This is a genomic window from Streptomyces drozdowiczii (genome assembly GCF_026167665.1).
Lineage (GTDB): Bacteria > Actinomycetota > Actinomycetes > Streptomycetales > Streptomycetaceae > Streptomyces > Streptomyces drozdowiczii_A.
The window spans coordinates 3,546,460-3,565,521 of record NZ_CP098740.1; the positions used below are offsets into that span (position 1 = coordinate 3,546,460).

Consider the following 19,062-nt stretch of genomic DNA (forward strand, 5'->3'; position numbering starts at 1 on the left):
CATGTCCCATGAATTTCGGCCCGCTTCCCACGGTCGATGTCGCGTCCGTTCCGGCGGACGGCCTCGTGCTGGACGTCCGGGAGAACGACGAGTGGGCGGCCGGACACGTCGAAGGCGCCCTGCACATCCCCATGAGCGACTTCGTGGGCCGCTTCGGTGAGCTGACCGAGGCGGTCGAGGACGGCCGCCGCGTGCATGTGATGTGCCGGGTCGGCGGCCGGTCAGCCCAGGTCACCCAGTACCTGGTGCAGCAGGGGATCGACGCCGTCAACATCGACGGCGGCATGCTCGCCTGGGACGGCGCGGGCCGCCCCATGGTCACCGACAGCGGCTCCCCGGCCTTCGTCGCCTGACGCGACCCGCCCCGGCCGCGCGCCCCGGTCGTCCGGCGCCGGGGGCGTCAGCGGTCGAAGTCGAGCTCCACCTCCTCGGTGGCCGGACGGGACTGGCAGGCCAGCACGTAACCCGCGTCCGTCTCCTCCGGCTCCAAGGCGTAGTTGCGGTCCATCCGCACCTCGCCGGAGACCAGGAACGCCCGGCAGGTACCGCAGACGCCGCCCTTGCACGCGTACGGAGCGTCCGAGCGGCTGCGCAGCACCGTCTCCAGCAGCGATTCGCCCCCCTCCACCGGCCAGGTGCCCGACCGGCCGTCGAGCGTGGCCGTCAGGACGGAGCCGACCGGCGTCTCGACCCGGGGCCCCGCAGGCGCTGCGGGAGTCTCCTCGACATGGAAGATCTCCTGGTGGATGCGCGAGCGGTCCACGCCCAGCCCGTGCAGCGCGACCTCGGCGGCCCGGACCAGGCCCAGCGGCCCGCACAGGAACCAGCCGTCGATCTCCGCCACCGGCAGCAGCGCCGGGAGCAGCCCGGAGAGCCGTTCGCCGTCCAGCCGGCCCGAGGGCAGACCGGCCTGCTGCTCCTCCCGGGACAGGGCGGTGACCAGCTGGAACCGGTCCGGATAGCGGTCCTTCAGGTCGGCGACCTCGTCCAGGAACATCGTCGAGGCGGCCGTCCGGTCGCTGCGGACCAGGCAGAACGTGGCGTTCGGCTCCCGGGCGAGCAGGGTGGCCGCCATGGACAGCACCGGGGTGATGCCGCTCCCGCCGACGATCGCCGCGAACTGCCCGGCGCGGGGCGTCAGGACGAAGCGGCCCATCGGGGGCATCGCCTCGATCGTGTCCCCGACCAGCAGCTCCTTGAGCGCGTACGTGGAGAAGGCGCCGCCGTCCACGAGGCGGATGCCCACCCGCAGCGCCGGACCGGCCGAGGGCTCGGGGGCCGGTGCGCAGATCGAGTACGAGCGGCGGACCTCCTGGCCGTCCACGGTGTAGCGGACGTTGAGGTGCTGACCGGGCTTGTGGCGGAAGGTCTCGTGCAGGCCGGGCGGGACGGCGAGGGTGACGGCCACCGAATCGTCCGTGAGCCGCTCGATCCCGCTGACCCGGAGCGGATGGAACATCTACAACTCCTTGAAGTGGTCGAACGGCTCCTGGCAGGCCACGCAGCGCCGGAGCGCCTTGCACGCCGTGGAGGAGAACCGGCTCAGCAGCTCCGTCTCGGTGGAGCCGCAGTGCGGGCAGCGCACGGACAGGGCCAGCGGCACCGGACCGCCGGACGCGGTGCCGTGCGGGCGGGGCGGGGCTATGCCGAACTCCGTCAGCTTCCGGCGCCCTTCGGCGCTGATGTCGTCCGTCGACCAGGCGGGCGACAGGACCGTCTCCACGGACACCTGGGCCACGCCGTGGTCGTGCAGCACGCGCTCGATGTCCGCGGACATCGCCTCGATCGCGGGGCAGCCGGTGTATGTCGGCGTGAGCCTGACCGTGACATGGTCCGGGTCGTGCACTTCCACGCCCCGGACCACCCCCAGGTCCTCCAGCGTCAGCACGGGCAGCTCCGGGTCCGGCACGGAGCCCGCGAGGCTCAGCAGCTCCTCCTCGACGGAGGTCCAGGTCACCATGACGCCCCCGGGTGGCTGCGGTGCAGGTGCTGCATCTCGGCGAGCATCCGGCCGAAGGACTCGGTGTGGATGCCCTGCCGGCCCGCGCCCGCCGTCCAGGCGCCGGTCTGCGGGCCCGTCGGAACGGCCAGGGTGGCCCGGCCGAGGACGTCCGTCACGGTCTCCAGCCAGCGGCTGTGCAGCGCCTGCCAGTCGACGTCGACGCCTTCGACCGGCTGGAACAGCTCGCCGGTGAAGCGCCACAGCGCGTCCACCGCCCGCTGCGTCCGCTCGTGGCTCTCGTCCGTCCCGTCGCCGAGGCGCAGCGTCCACTGCTCGGCGTGGTCCCGGTGGTAGGCGACCTCCTTGACCGCCTTGGCCGCCAGCCCCGCGAACGGACCGCCGCCGGCCGCCAGCTGCTCGTACAGGCCCTGCTGGTGGACCGAGAAGTAGAGCTGCCGGGCGATGGTGTGGGCGAAGTCGCCGTTCGGCTGCTCGACCAGCTGGACGTTGCGGAAGGCGCGTTCCTCGCGCAGGTAGGCCAGTTCGTCCTCGTCGCCCACGAGGGAGAGCAGCAGCCGGGCCTGGCCCAGCAGGTCGAGGGCGATGTTGGCGAGGGCGACCTCCTCCTCCAGCACCGGGGCGTGGCCGGCCCACTCCCCCAGCCGGTGCGACAGCACCAGCGCGTCGTCGCCCAGGGCGAGGGCCGCGGTCACAGGTGCTTCACCCCGTCCGGGATCTCGTAGAACGTGGGGTGCCGGTAGGGCTTGTCCCCGGCCGGCTCGAAGAACGAGTCCTTCTCGTCCGGCGAGGACGCCGTGATCTGGGAGGAGGGCACAACCCACAGGGACACCCCCTCGGACCGGCGGGTGTAGAGGTCGCGCGCGTTGCGCAGGGCCATTTCGGCGTCCGGCGCGTGGAGGCTGCCGGCGTGGGTGTGGGAGAGCCCGCGCCGCGAGCGGACGAACACCTCCCACAGCGGCCAGTCCGTCGAGCTGCTCATGCTGTCGCCTTTCCGTTCCGTACCGCCGGGTCCGCGCCGGGGGTGTGCTTGCGGGCGTATGCGGCGGCGGCTTCGCGCACCCAGGCGCCTTCCTCGTGCGCGCGGCGGCGCTGGGTGAGGCGCTGCTCGTTGCACGGTCCGTTGCCCTTCAGGACCTCCTGGAACTCGGTCCAGTCGATCGCGCCGAAGTCGTGCCTGCCGCGCTCCTCGTTCCACCGGAGGTCCGGGTCGGGGAGGGTCAGGCCGAGCGCCTCGGCCTGGGGGACGCAGATGTCCACGAACCGCTGCCGCAGCTCGTCGTTGGAATGCCGCTTGATCTTCCAGGCCATCGACTGCGCCGAGTGGGCCGAGGCGTCGTCCGGCGGGCCGAACATCATCAGGGAGGGCCACCACCAGCGGTTCACCGCGTCCTGGGCCATCTCGTGCTGGGCGGGTGTGCCGTTGCTCAGCGCGAGGAGCAGTTCGTAACCCTGGCGCTGGTGGAAGGACTCCTCCTTGCAGATGCGGACCATCGCGCGGGCGTACGGGCCGTAGGAACAGCGGCAGAGGGGCACCTGGTTGGTGATCGCGGCGCCGTCCACGAGCCAGCCGATGGCGCCCACGTCCGCCCAGGTCAGCGTGGGGTAGTTGAAGATCGAGGAGTAGCGCTGGCGCCCCGCGTGCAGCTTGTCGAGCAGCTCCTCGCGGCCGGTGCCCAGGGTCTCGGCCGCGCTGTACAGATACAGGCCGTGACCGGCCTCGTCCTGCACCTTGGCCATGAGGATCGCCTTGCGGCGCAGCGAGGGGGCGCGGGTGATCCAGTTGGCCTCCGGCTGCATGCCGATGATCTCGGAGTGGGCGTGCTGGGCCATCTGCCTGACCAGCGAGGCGCGGTACGCGTCGGGCATCCAGTCGCGCGGCTCGATGCGCTCGTCGGCCGCCACCGCCGCGTCGAAGGCGGCCTGGAGCGCCGCGTCGGGCCCCGCTTCGCCGCCCGCTGCCGTCTGCGCTGTCTGGCTCGCAGTCACTGCCGCCATCCCGGACTCCCTACCGACCGATCGTTCGGTTCAATGTCTTCAATGGTGAGTCCGGGGCCCGTAGGGTGTCAACCCTGTGGATAACCGACGCGATCGGGGCGGGATGGATTCGGACGACGACAGGGACGCCCGCGGCGAGGGCGGACCCGTTCCCGCCGTCGAGGCGCCCGCGGCGGCCGGCGGAATGGCCGGGCTCTCGTTTCCGTACCAGATCGTCGCCGCGGTGGCGCTCGCCGCCTTCGGGGTGCTCGCCTGCATGCAGCTGGCCATGGTCTTCCTGCACGTCGCGCCCTCCAACACGCTGACCAAGCAGCACGGCGCGGCGGTGGACGACTGGGTGTATCCCGAGTTCGAGCAGAACTGGAAGCTCTTCGCGCCCAACCCGCTGCAGCAGAACGTGTCCGTCCAGGTGCGCGCCGAGATATCCGGTCCCGACGGCCCCCGGACGACGGCCTGGCGGGATCTCTCCGCCGAGGACGGCCGGGCGATACGCGGCAATCCGCTGCCCAGCCACGTCCAGCAGAACGAACTCCGCCGGGCCTGGGACTTCTACGTCGGATCGCACGACGACAAGAACCGGGCCAACGGCCTGCGCGGCACCCTCTCCGAGAAGTACGTCCGCCGTCTGGTGATGCTGCGGATCGGCGGCCGGGCCGACGGCGGGACCGTCCTGAGGATTCAGGTCCGGTCCGAGATCAGGGCCGTCGCGGCCCCCGAGTGGAGCGACGAGAAGATCAGCACCGGCCCGTCCTATCGCGTCCTGCCCTGGTGGAAGGTCACCGCCGACGACCTGCCCGAGGAGGCGGGACAGTGAGCACCCCCCGTCCGGACCGCGGCCTCGCCGGCGCCGTCCAGCGCGTCACGGCCTCGGCCCTCGGCCCGTACCAGAGTGCCGTCATCCGCATCGGCTTCTCGGCCACCTTCCTGCTGTTCCTGCTCCGTGAGCTGCCCCACCGGCACGAGATGTACGGTCCCGACGCGCCCTGGCGCTGGGACCTGGCGCGGCAGCTGATATCCGGGAACCAGGCGTTCACGACCCTCATGTGGTCGGACAGCACGGTCTGGTTCGAGATCGTCTACGCGCTGGCGCTGCTCTCGTCCCTCCTGCTGATGCTCGGCTGGCACACCCGCGCCGTCTCCGTGGTCTTCATGGCCGGAGTCCTCTCGCTGCAGAACCGCAGCATCTTCATGGGCGACGGCGGCGACAACGTCATCCACCTGATGGCCATCTACCTGGTGCTGACCCGCTGCGGGCAGGTCTGGTCGCTGGACGCCCGGCGGACGCGGGGCCGCGGATCGGCGGAGTACGCCGTCCAGGGGGCGGGTGGGCGGCGGGTGCCCGGGGAGGCGGCCGGGATCGTGCTGTGGGTGGTGCTCGGGGCCGTCCTGGTGGGGGCCTCGGTGGCGGGCGGTCTGGGCGGGACCGTGTGGCTGCCGCTCCTTCTGTGGTGCCTGTGGATCGGCCAGGGCGCCTGGTGGGCCGTGAACCGGTACCTGCCGCGCCACGAGCTGCGTACCCTGCTCGACGTCATCGCCAACCTCGCCCACAACGCCACCCTCGTCGTGATCATGGCCGAGGTCTGCCTGATCTACGCGACGGCCGGCTGGTACAAGATCCAGGGCTCGCGCTGGCAGGACGGGACCGCGCTGTACTACCCGCTCAAGCTGGAGTACTTCACTCCCTGGCCCGCCCTGTCGGACCTCCTGGCCTCCAGCGGCGTCATGGTCATGGTGCTGTCGTACGCCACGGTCATCGTGCAGGTGGCCTTCCCGTTCACCCTCTTCAACCGGCGCGTGAAGAACATCCTGCTCGGCGCGATGATCTGCGAGCACGCGGGGATCGCGCTCCTGCTGGGGCTGCCGTTCTTCTCGATGGCCATGATCGCCGCGGACGCCGTCTTCCTGCCGACCGCCTTCCTGGCGTGGCTCGGCGGGCGGGTGGCCTCGGGGCGCGAGCGGGTGTTCCGGCGGCGGGGGCGGGTGCCGGCGCCGCGTGCCGCCGGCGGTGGCCCGGAGGCACCGGAGCCCGACGGCGACGGGAGCCATACCCTCGTCGGGTGAGCAGTGAGACCGGCAGCACCGGTGAGACCAGCGGCGGCGGCGCGCCCGCGGGCGATGAGCCCGCGCAGTACGACGAGGGGTTCGGGACGGAGATCGGTGTCGGGCCGCATCCGCTGCCCTGGCCCGAGGACGAGCGTTACGACCCCGAGCTGCTGGCCGGTGGCGACCGGCGCAACGTGGGCGACCAGTACCGGTACTGGAGCCGTGAGGCGATCGTCGCCGACCTCGATCTGCGCCGCCACGACTTCCATGTGGCGGTGGAGAACTGGGGCCACGACTTCAACATCGGGTCCGTGGTGCGGACCGCGAACGCGTTCCTGGCCAAGGAGGTGCACATCGTCGGGCGGCGGCGCTGGAACCGGCGCGGGGCGATGGTCACCGACCGCTACCAGCATGTCCGGCACCACCCCGACACCGCGAGCCTGACCGCCTGGGCGGCGGCCGAGGGGCTGCCGATCGTCGGGATCGACAACCTGCCGGGGGCGGTGCCGTTGGAGCGGACGGTGCTGCCTCGGCGGTGTGTCCTCCTGTTCGGGCAGGAGGGGCCCGGGTTGACGGAGGAGGCTCGGGGGTGTGCGGAGATGGTGTGTTCCATTGCGCAGTTCGGGTCTACGCGGTCGATCAATGCGGGGGCGGCTGCGGCGATTGCCATGCATGCGTGGGTGGCGCGGTATGCGGTGATTCCTGGGTGAGGTGAGGTGAGGTGGGGTGGGTGCGGGTGCGGGTGCGGGTGCGGGGCGCCTGCGGCGGGCCTTTTCCCCTACCCGCCCCTTCCCGGAACCGGGGGCTCTGCCCCCGGGCCCCGGTCCTCAAGCGCCGGACGGGCTGGGTTTGCCGGGCCGGCTCCGCCCCGGACCCCGCGCCTCAAACGCCGGCGAGGCTGGGGTTCACGGGGCGAGGCTGGGATGGGCGTCGGCCAGGCTGGGGTTCACGGGGATCAGTTCTGGCGGCGGATTTCGATCGTGCGGAAGCGGTTCGAGACGAAGGCGCCGTCGCAGAGGGCCGCGTTGGCGGCTGGGTTGCCGCCTGAGCCGTGGTAGTCGGAGAACGCTGCCGTCTGGTTGACGTACACCCCGCCGGTGAGGTTGAGGGAGAGCTGGGCGGACTCGTCCAGGCAGACGTCCTCCACCGCGCGCTCCACCTCCGGGGACGTCGTGTACGCGCCGACCGTCATCGCGCCCTTCTCGCGGATCGTGCGGCGCAGCAGCTCCAGGGCGTCCGTCGTCGAGTCGACCGCGACCGCGAAGGAGACCGGGCCGAAGCACTCCGAGAGGTAGGGGGCCTCGCCGTCCGTCTTGGCGGCGTCGAGCTTGACGATCACGGGGGTGCGGACGGTGGCGTCCGGGAAGTCCGGGTTGGTCACCTCGCGGGACGGGAGCGCGACCTCGCCCAGCTGGGCCGCCGACTCCAGGCGGGCCTTCACATCCGCGTTGACCAGGGCACCCAGCAGGCCGTTCGCCCGGGCGTCGTCGCCCAGGAGGCCGGTGACGGCGGCGGCGATGTCGCCGACCACGTCGTCGTACGACTTGTCACCGGCGTCCGTGGTGATGCCGGAGCGGGGGATGAGCACGTTCTGCGGGGTGGTGCACATCTGGCCGCTGTACAGGGAGAACGAGAACGCCAGGTTGGCGAGCATGCCGCGGTAGTCGTCCGTGGAGTCCACGACGACCGTGTTGACGCCGGCCTTCTCCGTGTAGACCTGGGCCTGGCGGGCGTTGGCCTCCAGCCAGTCGCCGAACTCCGTGGAGCCCGTGTAGTCGATGATCTTGATCTCGGGGCGGACCGCCAGCGTCTTGGCGATGCCCTCGCCGGGGCGCTCGGCGGCCAAAGCGACGAGATTGGGGTCGAAACCGGCCTCCGCGAGCACCTCGCGCGCCAGCTGGACCGTGAGGGCGAGCGGGAGCACCGCGCGGGGGTGGGGCTTGACCAGGACCGGGTTGCCCGTGGCGAGGGAGGCGAAGAGGCCCGGGTAGCCGTTCCAGGTGGGGAAGGTGTTGCAGCCGATCAGCAGCGAGATGCCGCGGCCCGCCGGGACGAACGTCTTGTGCAGCGCGAGCGGGTCGCGCTTGCCCTGCGGCTTCGACCAGTCGGCCGTCCCGGGCGCGCGGAGCTGTTCCTCGTAGGCGTAGGCGACGGCTTCGAGGCCGCGGTCCTGGGCGTGCGGGCCGCCGGCCTGGAACGCCATCATGAACGCCTGGCCGCTGGTGTGCATGACCGCATGGGCGAACTCATGGGTGCGGGCGCTGATCCGCGCCAGGATCTCCAGGCAGACCAGGGCCCTGGTCTCGGGGCCCGCCTCGCGCCAGGCCGGCATGCCCGCGCGCATCGCCGGAAGCAGCACGTCCAGATCCGCGTGCGGGTACTCGACGCCGAGTTCGGGGCCGTACGGAGAGACCTCCCCGCCCGTCCAGCCGTCGGTGCCCGGCTGCCCGAGGTCGAGACGGCCGTGCAGCACGGCGTCGAAGGCGGCCTTGCCCTCGGCGGCGCCGAGGCTGCCCGGAGCGCCGCCCTCTCCGTACGCCTTCGGGTGCTCGGGGTGCGGGGACCAGTAGTCACGCGTGCGGATCGCTTCGAGGGCCCGGTCCAGCGTGGGGCGGTGCTTCTCGGACAGCAGGTGCGGGGAGAGCTCGGCGGCCATGGCGGACCAACTCCTCATCGAGCTGGGCAGGGACGGGCGGACAGAGTTAGAGTAACCGAACGATCGGTCGGGACAAGGGGGCCCACGAAACCTGTGGACAACGCGTAGGGGAGGATCGCGGACATGACCACGGCCAAGCGGGACACGTACACACCGGAGACTCTGCTGACCGTCGCCGTCCGTGTGTTCAACGAGCGCGGCTACGACGGCACGTCGATGGAGCACCTGTCCAAGGCGGCCGGAATCTCCAAGTCGTCCATCTACCACCACGTCGCGGGCAAGGAAGAACTGCTGCGCCGCGCGGTCAGCCGGGCCCTCGACGGGCTGTTCGGGATCCTTGACGAGCCGGGGGCGACGCGGGGCCGCGCGATCGAGCGGGTCGAGTACGTCACGCGTCGTACCGTCGAGGTGCTGATAGCCGAACTCCCCTACGTCACGCTGCTGCTGCGGGTGCGGGGCAACACCAAGACCGAGCGCTGGGCCCTGGAGCGGCGGCGCGAGTTCGACCAGCGGGTCGCCGAACTGCTGAAGGCGGCCGTCGCGGACGGCGATCTCCGCTCCGACGTGGACATACGGCTCGCGACGCGGCTGCTGTTCGGGATGGTCAACTCGCTCGTGGAGTGGTATCGGCCGCTGCCCGACGGCGGCGCGGACGGGGACCGCCTCGCCGACACGGTGGTGCGGCTGGCCTTCGACGGTATGAAGGCCGGTCCGGACCGCCGTTGACCTGCCCGTATCCGCTCAGGCGAGTTCCGTGGGGCGGTCCGGTCCCGGGGCCAGGTCCGTTTCCTCGAACACCAGCAGCGTGCGCGTGGAGAGCACTTCCGGAATGGCCTGAATACGGGTCAGCACCAGCTCGCGCAGCGTCCGGTTGTCCGGCGTGTGCACCAGGAGCAGGACGTCGAAGTCGCCGCTGACCAGCGCGATATGGGTGGCTCCCGGCAGCGCCTGGAGCTGTTCGCGGACGGTCCGCCAGGAATTCTGGACGATCTTGAGCGTGATGTACGCGGAGGCGCCCTGCCCCGCCCGCTCGTGGTTCACCCGCGCGCCGAAGCCCCGGATCACGCCGTCCTCGATGAGCCGGTTGATCCGTGCGTACGCGTTCGCGCGCGAGACGTGGACCCGGTCGGCCACCGACCGTATCGAGGCGCGTCCGTCCGTCTGGAGCAGTCGCAGGATGGCGTGGTCGATGGAATCGAGCGGGCGTGCCGGTGGAACATGGCCCGGCCCCTCGGCCCCGTCGGCCATTTGTTCAGCTGGCATGTTCCCGCGCCTCCCCGTCCTGGACGACCTGCCCCTATCCCAGGCTGTGGAAAACCGTTTGTCCACAGGCTGGCGGCGCCTGTAGCCAAAATGCGCTCGCGACCGAACAATCGGTAGGTGAGGCACGCCACACCTGGGCCTCGCGCTGTTTTCGATATATCACCATATGTCGACACCCCTCGATGCTCGGAGGTGCCTGTCATGACGGTCCAAGAGCTGCCCGGCGCGGCCGCCTACCGGCCCACGCCGCCCCCGGCCTGGAAGCCGCTGACCGATCCCGCGCCGCTGCTCCCGGACCCGGAGCCGTACCGGGTCCTCGGTACGGACGCGGTGGCCGACGCCGACCCCGAGCTGCTGCGGCGGCTCTACGCGGAGCTGGTGCGCGGACGGCGGTACAACGCCCAGGCGACGGCCCTGACGAAGCAGGGCAGGCTGGCGGTCTACCCGTCGAGCACCGGCCAGGAGGCGTGCGAGATCGCGGCCGCCCTGGTCCTGGAGGAGCGGGACTGGCTCTTCCCCAGTTACCGCGACACGCTCGCGGCGGTGGCCCGGGGCCTCGACCCGGTCGAGGCGCTGACGCTGCTGCGGGGCGACCGGCACACCGGCTACGACCCGCGCGCGCACCGCATCGCCCCGCTCTGCACCCCGCTCGCCACCCAGTTGCCGCACGCCGTGGGCCTGGCCCACGCGGCGCGGCTGAAGGGCGACGACGTGGTCGCGCTGGCGATGGTCGGCGACGGCGGCACCAGCGAGGGCGATTTCCACGAGGCGCTGAACTTCGCGGCGGTCTGGAAGGCGCCGGTGGTCTTCCTCGTGCAGAACAACGGCTTCGCCATCTCCGTACCGCTGGCCAAGCAGACGGCAGCGCCGTCCCTGGCCCACAAGGCCGTGGGGTACGGCATGCCCGGCCGGCTGGTCGACGGGAACGACGCGGCGGCGGTGCACCAGGTGCTCTCCGAGGCGGTCGCCCGGGCCAGGAGCGGTGGCGGTCCGACGCTGGTCGAGGCGGTCACGTACCGCATGGACGCCCATACGAACGCCGACGACGCCACCCGCTATCGCGGCGACAGCGAGGTCGAGGCGTGGCGGGACCACGACCCCGTCCAGCTCCTGGAGCGCGAGCTGACCGGGCGCGGCCTGCTGGACGACGAGGGGGTGGAAGAGGCACGGGCGGCCGCCGAGCGGATGGCGGCGGCGCTGCGGGAGCGGATGAACGCGGACCCGGTGCTCGACCCGATGGACCTCTTCACCCATGTGTACGCGGAGCAGACGGCGCAGTTGCGGGAGCAGGCGGCCCGGCTGAGCCAGGAGCTGGCCGCCGAGAACGACCAGCACGGCACGGAAGACGGGGGAGCAGGGCGATGACCACGGCAGCGGTGACGGCCGGCGAACGGACGGCGAAGGCCAAGCCCGCCACCATGGCGCAGGCGCTGGGACGCGCGCTGCGCGACTCGATGGCCGAGGACCCCACGGTGCACGTCCTCGGGGAGGACGTCGGGACGCTCGGCGGGGTCTTCCGGATCACCGACGGCCTGGCGAAGGAGTTCGGCGACGAGCGCTGCACGGACACCCCGCTCGCCGAGGCGGGCATCCTCGGGGCGGCGGTCGGCATGGCGATGTACGGGCTGCGGCCCGTGGTCGAGATGCAGTTCGACGCGTTCGCGTACCCGGCGTTCGAGCAGCTCATCAGCCACGTCGCCAAGATGCGGAACCGGACCGGTGGCGCGATGCCGCTGCCGATCACCGTCCGGGTGCCGTACGGCGGCGGCATCGGGGGCGTCGAGCACCACAGCGACTCCTCGGAGGCGTACTACATGGCGACCCCCGGTCTCCATGTCGTCACCCCGGCCACGGTCGAGGACGCCTACGGGCTGCTGCGGGCCTCGATCGCCTCGGACGACCCGGTGGTCTTCCTGGAGCCGAAGCGGCTGTACTGGGCGAAGGCCGACTGGTCACCGGAGCACCCCACCGCCGTGGAGCCCATCGGCCGGGCCGTCGTGCGCCGCCCCGGCCGCAGCGCCACGCTGATCACGTACGGGCCGTCCCTGCCGGTCTGCATGGAGGCCGCGCAGGCGGCGGTCGAGGAGGGCTGGGACCTCGAAGTGGTCGATCTGCGCTCGCTGGTGCCGTTCGACGACGAGACCGTCGCCGCCTCCGTCCGCCGCACCGGGCGCGCGGTCGTCGTCCACGAGTCCACCGGCTTCGGCGGGCCCGGCGGCGAGATCGCGGCCCGGATCACCGAGCAGTGTTTCCACCACCTGGAGGCGCCGGTGCTGCGGGTCGCCGGATTCGACATCCCGTATCCGCCGCCGATGCAGGAGCGGCACCACCTTCCCGGTGTGGACCGGGTCCTCGACGCCGTCGCGCGGCTCCAGTGGGAGGCGGACAACTGATGCCTCAGGTGCTTGAGTTCAAGCTTCCGGATCTCGGCGAGGGCCTGACCGAGGCCGAGATCGTGCGCTGGCTGGTGGAGGTCGGGGACGTCGTCGCCATCGACCAACCGGTGGTCGAGGTCGAGACGGCCAAGGCGATGGTGGAGGTGCCCTGCCCGTACGGGGGTGTGGTGACCGCCCGCTTCGGCGACGAGGGCAGCGAACTTCCGGTGGGCGCGCCGCTGCTGACCGTGGCCGTCGGATCGCCCGTGGAATCCGCCGGGGGCGGCGCGGACGCCGATTCCGGTACGGAGGATTCCGGGTCCGGGAACGTGCTGGTGGGGTACGGGACCGGGGCGCCGCCGGTGCGGCGTCGGCGGGTCCGGCCGGAGGGGCTGAAGGCGGCGGCCGCGGTGCCCGTGGCGTCCGTCGCGGCCGCTACCCCGGCACCGGCCCCGTCCCCCGTGCCCGGCCCCGCGCCGGGGCCGGTCGCTGTGGTGTCCCCGCTGGTCCGCAGGCTCGCGCGGCAGCACGATCTGGATCTGCGCCGGCTCGCCGGGTCGGGGCCCGACGGGCTGATCCTGCGCGCCGACGTCGAGTCCGCGATCCGGTCGGCCGCCGAGGCGCCCGGCCCGGAGGCCGCCGCCTCCTCCCCCGCCGCTTCGCCCGCCGCCGACGGTGAGCGGGTCGCGCTGCGCGGGGTCCGGGGAGCGGTCGCCGACAAGCTGGCCCGCAGCCGGAGGGAGATCCCCGACGCCACCTGCTGGGTCGACGCCGATGCGACCGAGCTGATGGCCGCGCGCGCCGCGATGAACAGCGCCGCCGGAGCCGGTGCGGCCAAGGTGTCGGTGCTCGCCCTCCTCGCCCGCGTCTGCACGGCAGCCCTGGCCCGCTACCCGGAGCTGAACTCCACGGTGGACCAGGAGGCGCGCGAGATCGTCCGGCTGCCGCAGGTCCACCTCGGCTTCGCGGCGCAGACCGACCGGGGCCTGGTCGTCCCCGTCGTACGGGACGCCCATGCCCGCACCACGGAGTCGATCGGCGCCGAGATCGCCCGGCTGACCGAGGCGGCCCGAACGGGCACGCTGACGCCGGCCGAGCTGACCGGCGGCACGTTCACGCTCAACAACTACGGGGTCTTCGGGGTGGACGGCTCGACGCCGATCATCAATCACCCCGAGGCCGCGATGCTGGGCGTCGGCCGGATCGTCCCCAAGCCGTGGGTGCACGAGGGGCAGCTCGCCGTGCGCCAGGTCGTCCAGCTGTCCCTGACCTTCGACCACCGGGTCTGCGACGGCGGCACCGCCGGGGGCTTCCTGCGGTACGTGGCGGACTGCGTGGAGCAGCCGGCGCTGCTGCTGCGGAGCGTGTAGGGCCTGGGGCCCGGCCGCCCGGGCCCCGCATACTCGGGGCATGACCGCGTACGACGCCATCGTTCTGGCCGGAGGGGCCGCCAAGAGGCTGGGCGGTGCCGACAAGCCCGCCGTGCGGGTGGGCGGCCGTCCGCTCCTCGACCGGGTCCTCGCCGCCTGCCCCGACGCCGGGACCACCGTGGTGGTGGGGGACCGGCGGCCCACCGCGCGTGCGGTGACCTGGGCGCGCGAAGTCCCGGCCGGTGGCGGCCCGTTGGCCGCGCTGGGGGCCGGCGTCCGGCACACCTCGGCGGAGCGGGTGCTCGTGCTCTCCGCCGATCTGCCGTTCCTGGGCGCCGATACGGTCGCGGCGCTGCTGGCCGCCTCGGCGCGGGAGGGTGTCGAGGGTGCCCTCTGTTCCGACGAGGACGGGCGCGACCAGCCGCTCGTCGCCGTCTACCGGGGCGAGCCGCTCCGCCGAGAACTGGCCTGTCTCGCCGCCGAGCACGGGGGCCTCGCCGGGCTGCCGCTGCGGCTGCTCACGCGGGAGCTGACGCTGTGCCGGGTGGCGGCGGGCCCCCTCGCCTCCTTCGACTGCGACACCTGGGAGGACATCGCTTCGGCCCGGGCCCGGATCAGAGAACATGGGACGGTGCTGGACGAATGGATCACCGCAGTCAAGGAAGAACTCGGCATCGACCTCGACGTCGACACCGGCCTCCTGCTCGACCTCGCCCGTGACGCCGCGCATGGCGTCGCCCGGCCCGCCGCGCCCCTGACGACCTTCCTGGTCGGATACGCGGCGGCGAAGGCGAGCGGCGAAGGCGGAGGGCCCGAGGCCGTGGCGGAGGCCGCCCGCAGGGCGACCGCGCTCGCGCTCCGCTGGGCGGACGAGAACGGGACACCGTGACGGGGTCCGGGGGTCCGGTGCTCCTGGAGGCGCCGGCGGTGCCGGGTGCTCCGAGGAGGCCGGGGATTCCGTGGAGCCGGAAGGCTGCGGCGGCCTCGGCGGCGATGCGGCTTCCGTGGACGACCCCCGCGCCGGGGGCGCGCCTCGGGCTGCCGCCGAGGCGGAGGCGCGGGCCGACGAGGCGCGGGCCGTCGCCCAGGCCCTGGCCCTCGTGAGCCGACAGGCGCCCCGCGACGCGCAGGACGCGCCGACGGGCGCGCCGTCCGAGAGGCCCGCCGGGCCGCCGGGCGACCAACACCCCGCGCCGGGCGACTGGCTCACCACCCTCCACGACGACTGGCCGGACGCCCCCGCCCCCGGTGAGCGAGGTGACCTCCCCGCCACGCCGACGGGCGCCGACCCCGGCACCGACCCCGCCGGAGGCGTGTCGAACCAGCGCCCCCTCGGCGCCCCCGGCCCCGAAGGCACCCCAGCCGGGGATCAGGTCGACCTCCGGCCCCCCGCCCCCGGCACACCGCGGTCTCCTGGCGGGTGGCCCGGGGTGTTGCGGCTCGGGTCGGGCAGCGGGGCGCCGTGCGTATCGAATGGCTCGGGCTCGGCGCGGCGCTGGGGCGGGTGCTGGGGGAGGCGCTGGCCGCGCTCACCGACTTGCCGCCCTTTGACACCTCGGCCATGGACGGGTGGGCCGTCGCCGGGCCCGGGCCCTGGCGCATCCGGGACGGGGGCGGCATCCTCGCCGGGCACGGCGCGCCCGCTCCGCTGCCGGACGGGGAGGCCGTGCGCATCGCCACGGGTGCCCGTATCCCCGCCGAGGCCACCGCCGTCATCCGCAGCGAGCACGCACACGCCGACGAGGCCAAGGGCCTGCTGCACGCGCAGCGGTCCGTGAGCCAGGGGCAGGACATCCGGCCGCGCGGCCAGGAATGCCGATCGGGGGAGGCCCTGCTTCCCGCCGGCACGGTCGTCACGCCCGCCGTGCTCGGCCTCGCGGCGGCCGCCGGGTACGACGAGCTGCCCGTCCGCGCCCGGCCGCGCGTCGACGTCCTCGTGCTGGGCGACGAACTGCTGACCGCCGGGCTGCCGCACGACGGCCTGATCCGCGATGCGCTGGGCCCCATGATCGGGCCCTGGGTGCACGCGCTGGGCGCCGAGGTCACGCCACCGCAGCGCCTCGGCGACGACGCGGAGGCCCTGTGGAAGGCGCTCACCGGCTCCGAGGCCGACCTGATCGTCACCACCGGTGGCACCGCCGCCGGGCCCGTCGACCACGTCCACCGCGTCCTCGACCGGATCGGGGCCGAGCTCCTGGTCGACGGGGTCGCCGTGCGCCCCGGCCATCCGATGCTGCTGGCCCGGCTCCCCTCCGACGGGCCCTGGCTCGTCGGGCTGCCCGGCAACCCGCTGGCCGCCGTCTCCGGACTGCTCACCCTGGCCGGGCCGCTCCTCGGCGGCCTGGCCGGACGCACCCCCGGCGATCCGTACCGGGTGGCCGTGCGCGACGATGTGCACGGGCATCCACATGACACCCGGCTGGTGCCCGTGGTCCACCGGGCGTCCGGAGAACCCGGAACCGCGGGCGGGGCAGAGCACGTCGTACCACTGCACTACAACGGTCCCGCCATGCTGCGCGGGATCGCCGCCGCAGACGGGTTGGCCGTCGTGGAGCCGGGCGGGGTACGGTCCGGCACCGAGGTGGAGATCCTCGATCTACCGTGGGCCTCGGCGACGCCGTGGACTGAAGGGTGTTTCACGTGAAACTTCCCGGCCATGACGCGATGGCCAGGCGGGCCGACGAACAGGTCGTCCCCACCCGGGTGATGCTTCCGCGCCGGGTCGTGGACGGGCCGGCGCGCCAGGTCGCCAAGCGGCTGATGATGGCTCTGATGGTGCTGGCCATCACGGTGTTCATCGTCTGGGTCGACCGGGTCGGCTACCACGACGCCGCCGACGGCAAGGTCGACCTGCTGGACTCGGTGTACTACGCGACGGTCACCCTCTCGACCACCGGGTACGGCGACATCACCCCGTACAGCGACGGGGCCCGTCTCATCAATGTGGTGCTCGTGACACCGCTGCGCGTGCTCTTCCTCATCATCCTGGTCGGCACCACCCTTGAGGTCCTCACGGAGCGGACCCGGGAGGACTTCCGGCTGAAGCGTTGGAGAACCAACTTGCGTGACCACACCGTCGTCGTCGGCTTCGGCACGAAGGGCCGCTCGGCCATCCAGACCCTGCGCGCCACCGGGCTGAGCAAGGAACAGATCGTCATCGTCGACCCGCAGTCCAAGGTGATAGAGGTCGCCAACGCCGAGGGCTTCACGGGTGTCGTCGGGGACGCCACGCGCAGCGACGTGCTGCTGCGGGCCGAACTCCAGAAGGCCCGTCAGGTCATCATCGCCACCCAGCGCGACGACACCGCGGTGCTGGTCGCGCTGACCGCCCGCCAGCTCAACCGGGGCGCGAAGATCGTCGCCGCGGTCCGCGAGGAGGAGAACGCCCCGCTGCTGCGGCAGTCCGGGGCGGACGCCGTCATCACCAGTGCCAGCGCGGCGGGCCGGCTGCTCGGCCTCTCCGTGCTCAGCCCCAGCGCGGGCACGGTCATGGAGGACCTCATCCAGCAGGGCAGCGGCCTCGACCTGGTCGAACGGCCGGTGATAAAGAGCGAGGTCGGCAAGAGCGTGCGGGAGACGGAGGACCTGGTCGTCAACGTGCTGCGGGGTCACCGGCTGCTCGGCTACGACGACCCGGCGGCGAGCCCCTTGCAGCTGACGGACCGCCTGATCACCATCGTCCGCGCCTCGAACGAGCCGCCCGCCCACCCGCCGCACCAGGGCATCCCGCGTTCCTGAGACCGCCCCGCCCACGGAGTAGCCTCGCGGCCATGCATGCGATCACGATCCCCGAACCCGGTGGCCCCGAGGCGCTCGTCTGGGCCGAGGTGCCCGATCCCGTCCCCGGCGACGGCGAAGTCCTCGTCGACGTCGTGGCCAGCGCGGTCAACCGGGCCGATGTGCTCCAGCGCCAGGGCTTCTACGACCCGCCGCCGGGAGCGTCCCCCTACCCGGGCCTGGAGTGCTCCGGCCGTGTCTCGGCCCTCGGGCCCGGCGTCACCGGCTGGGCCGTCGGCGACGAGGTGTGCGCACTCCTCGCGGGCGGCGGTTACGCGGAGAAGGTCGCCGTCCCGGCGGGCCAGCTCCTCCCCGTACCCAAGGGTCTCGACCTCGTGCGGGCCGCGGCGCTGCCCGAGGTGACGGCCACGGTCTGGTCCAACGTGTTCATGGTGGCCCATCTGCGGCCCGCCGAGACCCTGTTGGTGCACGGCGGGTCCAGCGGCATCGGCACGATGGCGATCCAGCTCGCCAAGGCCGTCGGCGCACGGGTCGCCGTGACGGCCGGCAGCCCCGACAAGCTCGCGCGCTGCGCCGAGCTGGGCGCGGACATCCTCATCGACTACCACGAGCAGGACTTCGTGGAGGAGATCCGCGAGACCACGGCCGGGGCCGGCGCGGACGTCATCCTCGACCTCATGGGCGCGAAGTACCTCGACCGGAACGTGCAGGCGCTCGCCGTCAACGGCCGGCTCGCGATCATCGGCCTCCAGGGCGGCGCCAAGGGCGAGCTGAACCTCGGCATGCTGCTCAACAAGCGGGCGGCCGTCACCGCGACCTCGCTGCGCGGGCGCCCGCTCGCCGAGAAGGCGGCGATCGTCGCGGCCGTCCGCGAGCACGTCTGGCCGCTCATCGAGGAGGGCGTCGTGAAGCCGGTGGTCGACCGGACGGTGCCGATGCGGGACGCGGCCGAGGGCCACCGCGTCATGGAGTCCAGCACCCACATCGGCAAGGTGCTGCTCCAGCCGCCGACGGCCGCCTGAGCACACGCGTACGGAAGGGGCCCGGCACACCGCGGTGTGCCGGGCCCCTTCTCTCGTACGTGGTCGGTTACAGGTACGGCCCCGAGCGGACCGGGCCGTGCGGGTCGATTCCGCCGTCCTCCTCCGGGCCGCTGCCGGGCGGCAGGGCGCGGCGCATCTGCTCCAGCTGGGCGCGGGCCGCCATCTGCTGGGCGAACAGCGCGGTCTGGATGCCGTGGAACAGGCCCTCCAGCCAGCCCACCAGCTGGGCCTGGGCGATCCGCAGCTCCGCCTCGGAGGGGACCGAGTCCTCGGTGAACGGCAGGGACAGCCGCTCCAGCTCCTCCACCAGCTCCGGCGCGAGGCCGTCCTCCAGCTCCTTGACGGAACCGGCGTGGATCTCCTTGAGCCGCACCCGGCTCGCCTCGTCGAGAGGAGCGGCCCTCACCTCCTCCAGGAGCTGCTTGATCATGCTGCCGATCCGCATGACCTTCGCGGGCTGCTCGACCATCTCCGTCACCGGGACCTCCCGCGACTCGTCGTCCGTGCCACCGCCGCCGATCGCCATTCCGTCCTGCCCCACAACGAGGACCTGGGGGTGCTCCTGCGACCGTTCATTCCTCGGCATCTCCATGCCGCCATTGTCTCGCACACATGG

20 protein-coding genes are annotated in these 19,062 nt (G+C 72.8%); 12 read left to right on the forward strand and 8 right to left on the reverse strand.

Features of this window, described 5'->3' with window-relative positions; genetic code table 11:
• The first annotated feature begins 8 nt into the window (after positions 1-8).
• Positions 9-353, forward strand: a complete 345-nt coding sequence (locus NEH16_RS16090) for a rhodanese-like domain-containing protein (RefSeq protein ID WP_073966617.1) — start codon at positions 9-11, stop codon at positions 351-353.
• A gap of 47 nt (positions 354-400) precedes the next feature.
• On the opposite strand, the gene NEH16_RS16095 is transcribed toward NEH16_RS16090, so the two are convergent.
• From NEH16_RS16095 to paaA, 5 genes are read right to left on the reverse strand one after another with little or no spacing between them, the layout of a single operon-like run.
• Entirely contained in the window at positions 401-1,459 is a 1,059-nt protein-coding gene (locus tag NEH16_RS16095; protein ID WP_265543127.1) for a 2Fe-2S iron-sulfur cluster-binding protein, read from the reverse strand.
• Entirely contained in the window at positions 1,460-1,960 is a 501-nt protein-coding gene (gene paaD / locus NEH16_RS16100) for a 1,2-phenylacetyl-CoA epoxidase subunit PaaD (protein ID WP_073966615.1), read from the reverse strand.
• Positions 1,954-2,655: a 1,2-phenylacetyl-CoA epoxidase subunit PaaC gene (gene paaC, locus NEH16_RS16105; RefSeq protein ID WP_265543130.1), complete on the reverse strand. Its 702-nt coding sequence runs from the start codon at positions 2,653-2,655 to the stop codon at positions 1,954-1,956. The genes paaD and paaC overlap by 7 nt, the downstream gene beginning before the upstream one ends.
• Complete coding sequence (paaB, locus tag NEH16_RS16110) at positions 2,652-2,942, reverse strand: 1,2-phenylacetyl-CoA epoxidase subunit PaaB (protein WP_073966613.1); 291 nt, start codon at positions 2,940-2,942, stop codon at positions 2,652-2,654. Before paaB ends, paaC begins: the two co-directional genes overlap by 4 nt.
• Positions 2,939-3,958, reverse strand: coding sequence for a 1,2-phenylacetyl-CoA epoxidase subunit PaaA (paaA, locus tag NEH16_RS16115; protein ID WP_265543132.1), 1,020 nt, complete (start codon positions 3,956-3,958; stop codon positions 2,939-2,941). The genes paaB and paaA overlap by 4 nt, the downstream gene beginning before the upstream one ends.
• Before the next feature lie 103 nt (positions 3,959-4,061).
• Between paaA and NEH16_RS16120 the strand changes: the two genes are divergently transcribed.
• Genes NEH16_RS16120 through NEH16_RS16130 form a run of 3 tightly spaced genes read left to right on the forward strand, consistent with a single transcriptional unit; the run spans position 4,062 to position 6,711 of the window.
• On the forward strand, positions 4,062-4,772 hold the full coding sequence (locus NEH16_RS16120) for a DUF5819 family protein (RefSeq protein ID WP_265543134.1): 711 nt from the start codon (positions 4,062-4,064) through the stop codon (positions 4,770-4,772).
• A complete protein-coding gene (locus tag NEH16_RS16125) occupies positions 4,769-6,019 on the forward strand; it encodes an HTTM domain-containing protein (protein WP_265543136.1) in 1,251 nt (416 codons plus the stop codon). The genes NEH16_RS16120 and NEH16_RS16125 overlap by 4 nt, the downstream gene beginning before the upstream one ends.
• Positions 6,016-6,711, forward strand: a complete 696-nt coding sequence (locus NEH16_RS16130; RefSeq protein ID WP_073966609.1) for a TrmH family RNA methyltransferase — start codon at positions 6,016-6,018, stop codon at positions 6,709-6,711. Before NEH16_RS16125 ends, NEH16_RS16130 begins: the two co-directional genes overlap by 4 nt.
• A 245-nt stretch (positions 6,712-6,956) precedes the next feature.
• On the opposite strand, the gene paaN is transcribed toward NEH16_RS16130, so the two are convergent.
• Positions 6,957-8,657 carry a phenylacetic acid degradation protein PaaN gene (gene paaN / locus NEH16_RS16135; RefSeq protein WP_073966608.1) on the reverse strand — a complete coding sequence of 567 codons (1,701 nt, stop codon included), beginning with the start codon at positions 8,655-8,657 and terminating at the stop codon, positions 6,957-6,959.
• 123 nt (positions 8,658-8,780) lie between these two features.
• Between paaN and NEH16_RS16140 the strand changes: the two genes are divergently transcribed.
• Positions 8,781-9,383: a TetR/AcrR family transcriptional regulator gene (locus tag NEH16_RS16140; RefSeq protein WP_073966607.1), complete on the forward strand. Its 603-nt coding sequence runs from the start codon at positions 8,781-8,783 to the stop codon at positions 9,381-9,383.
• A 15-nt stretch (positions 9,384-9,398) separates the two neighbouring features.
• On the opposite strand, the gene NEH16_RS16145 is transcribed toward NEH16_RS16140, so the two are convergent.
• Positions 9,399-9,905 (reverse strand): Lrp/AsnC family transcriptional regulator, encoded by a 507-nt coding sequence (locus tag NEH16_RS16145; RefSeq protein WP_374215649.1) that lies wholly within the window; start codon positions 9,903-9,905, stop codon positions 9,399-9,401.
• A 216-nt stretch (positions 9,906-10,121) separates the two neighbouring features.
• On the opposite strand from NEH16_RS16145, the gene pdhA reads away from it, so the two are divergent.
• The 7 genes from pdhA (at position 10,122) to NEH16_RS16180 (ending at position 18,425) form a co-directional block, all read left to right on the forward strand.
• Positions 10,122-11,285, forward strand: a complete 1,164-nt coding sequence (gene pdhA / locus NEH16_RS16150; protein WP_073966605.1) for a pyruvate dehydrogenase (acetyl-transferring) E1 component subunit alpha — start codon at positions 10,122-10,124, stop codon at positions 11,283-11,285.
• Complete coding sequence (locus NEH16_RS16155) at positions 11,282-12,313, forward strand: alpha-ketoacid dehydrogenase subunit beta (protein ID WP_073966604.1); 1,032 nt, start codon at positions 11,282-11,284, stop codon at positions 12,311-12,313. Before pdhA ends, NEH16_RS16155 begins: the two co-directional genes overlap by 4 nt.
• Positions 12,313-13,665, forward strand: coding sequence for a dihydrolipoamide acetyltransferase family protein (locus NEH16_RS16160; RefSeq protein WP_265543140.1), 1,353 nt, complete (start codon positions 12,313-12,315; stop codon positions 13,663-13,665). Before NEH16_RS16155 ends, NEH16_RS16160 begins: the two co-directional genes overlap by 1 nt.
• Positions 13,666-13,705: 40 nt before the next feature.
• Complete coding sequence (locus NEH16_RS16165) at positions 13,706-14,554, forward strand: NTP transferase domain-containing protein (protein WP_265543142.1); 849 nt, start codon at positions 13,706-13,708, stop codon at positions 14,552-14,554.
• Positions 14,555-15,127: 573 nt separating this feature from the next.
• The gene (locus NEH16_RS16170; protein WP_265543143.1) at positions 15,128-16,309 is read left to right on the forward strand and encodes a molybdopterin molybdotransferase MoeA; all 1,182 of its coding nucleotides are present in this window, start codon (positions 15,128-15,130) and stop codon (positions 16,307-16,309) included.
• A 20-nt stretch (positions 16,310-16,329) separates the two neighbouring features.
• Complete coding sequence (locus NEH16_RS16175) at positions 16,330-17,403, forward strand: potassium channel family protein (protein ID WP_073966600.1); 1,074 nt, start codon at positions 16,330-16,332, stop codon at positions 17,401-17,403.
• Between the two features lie 32 nt (positions 17,404-17,435).
• Positions 17,436-18,425 carry an NAD(P)H-quinone oxidoreductase gene (locus NEH16_RS16180; protein ID WP_073966599.1) on the forward strand — a complete coding sequence of 330 codons (990 nt, stop codon included), beginning with the start codon at positions 17,436-17,438 and terminating at the stop codon, positions 18,423-18,425.
• Between the two features lie 67 nt (positions 18,426-18,492).
• Here the strand turns inward: NEH16_RS16180 and NEH16_RS16185 are convergent, their stop codons facing one another.
• Positions 18,493-19,038 (reverse strand): bacterial proteasome activator family protein, encoded by a 546-nt coding sequence (locus NEH16_RS16185; protein ID WP_073966598.1) that lies wholly within the window; start codon positions 19,036-19,038, stop codon positions 18,493-18,495.
• Positions 19,039-19,062: the final 24 nt, after the last annotated feature.

Excerpts from the sequence above, each read along its gene's own strand:
- NEH16_RS16120 (WP_265543134.1), top strand. The coding sequence starts at position 4,062 with ATGGATTCGGACGACGACAGGGACGCCCGCGGCGAGGGCGGACCCGTT.
- paaA (WP_265543132.1), bottom strand. The coding sequence starts at position 3,958 with ATGGCGGCAGTGACTGCGAGCCAGACAGCGCAGACGGCAGCGGGCGGC.
- NEH16_RS16145 (WP_374215649.1), bottom strand. The coding sequence starts at position 9,905 with ATGGCCGACGGGGCCGAGGGGCCGGGCCATGTTCCACCGGCACGCCCG.
- NEH16_RS16180 (WP_073966599.1), top strand. The coding sequence starts at position 17,436 with ATGCATGCGATCACGATCCCCGAACCCGGTGGCCCCGAGGCGCTCGTC.
- paaD (WP_073966615.1), bottom strand. The coding sequence starts at position 1,960 with ATGGTGACCTGGACCTCCGTCGAGGAGGAGCTGCTGAGCCTCGCGGGC.
- NEH16_RS16165 (WP_265543142.1), top strand. The coding sequence starts at position 13,706 with ATGACCGCGTACGACGCCATCGTTCTGGCCGGAGGGGCCGCCAAGAGG.
- NEH16_RS16090 (WP_073966617.1), top strand. The coding sequence starts at position 9 with ATGAATTTCGGCCCGCTTCCCACGGTCGATGTCGCGTCCGTTCCGGCG.
- NEH16_RS16185 (WP_073966598.1), bottom strand. The coding sequence starts at position 19,038 with ATGGAGATGCCGAGGAATGAACGGTCGCAGGAGCACCCCCAGGTCCTC.
- paaB (WP_073966613.1), bottom strand. The coding sequence starts at position 2,942 with ATGAGCAGCTCGACGGACTGGCCGCTGTGGGAGGTGTTCGTCCGCTCG.
- NEH16_RS16140 (WP_073966607.1), top strand. The coding sequence starts at position 8,781 with ATGACCACGGCCAAGCGGGACACGTACACACCGGAGACTCTGCTGACC.
- paaN (WP_073966608.1), bottom strand. The coding sequence starts at position 8,657 with ATGGCCGCCGAGCTCTCCCCGCACCTGCTGTCCGAGAAGCACCGCCCC.
- NEH16_RS16155 (WP_073966604.1), top strand. The coding sequence starts at position 11,282 with ATGACCACGGCAGCGGTGACGGCCGGCGAACGGACGGCGAAGGCCAAG.
- NEH16_RS16095 (WP_265543127.1), bottom strand. The coding sequence starts at position 1,459 with ATGTTCCATCCGCTCCGGGTCAGCGGGATCGAGCGGCTCACGGACGAT.
- pdhA (WP_073966605.1), top strand. The coding sequence starts at position 10,122 with ATGACGGTCCAAGAGCTGCCCGGCGCGGCCGCCTACCGGCCCACGCCG.
- NEH16_RS16160 (WP_265543140.1), top strand. The coding sequence starts at position 12,313 with ATGCCTCAGGTGCTTGAGTTCAAGCTTCCGGATCTCGGCGAGGGCCTG.
- NEH16_RS16175 (WP_073966600.1), top strand. The coding sequence starts at position 16,330 with ATGGCCAGGCGGGCCGACGAACAGGTCGTCCCCACCCGGGTGATGCTT.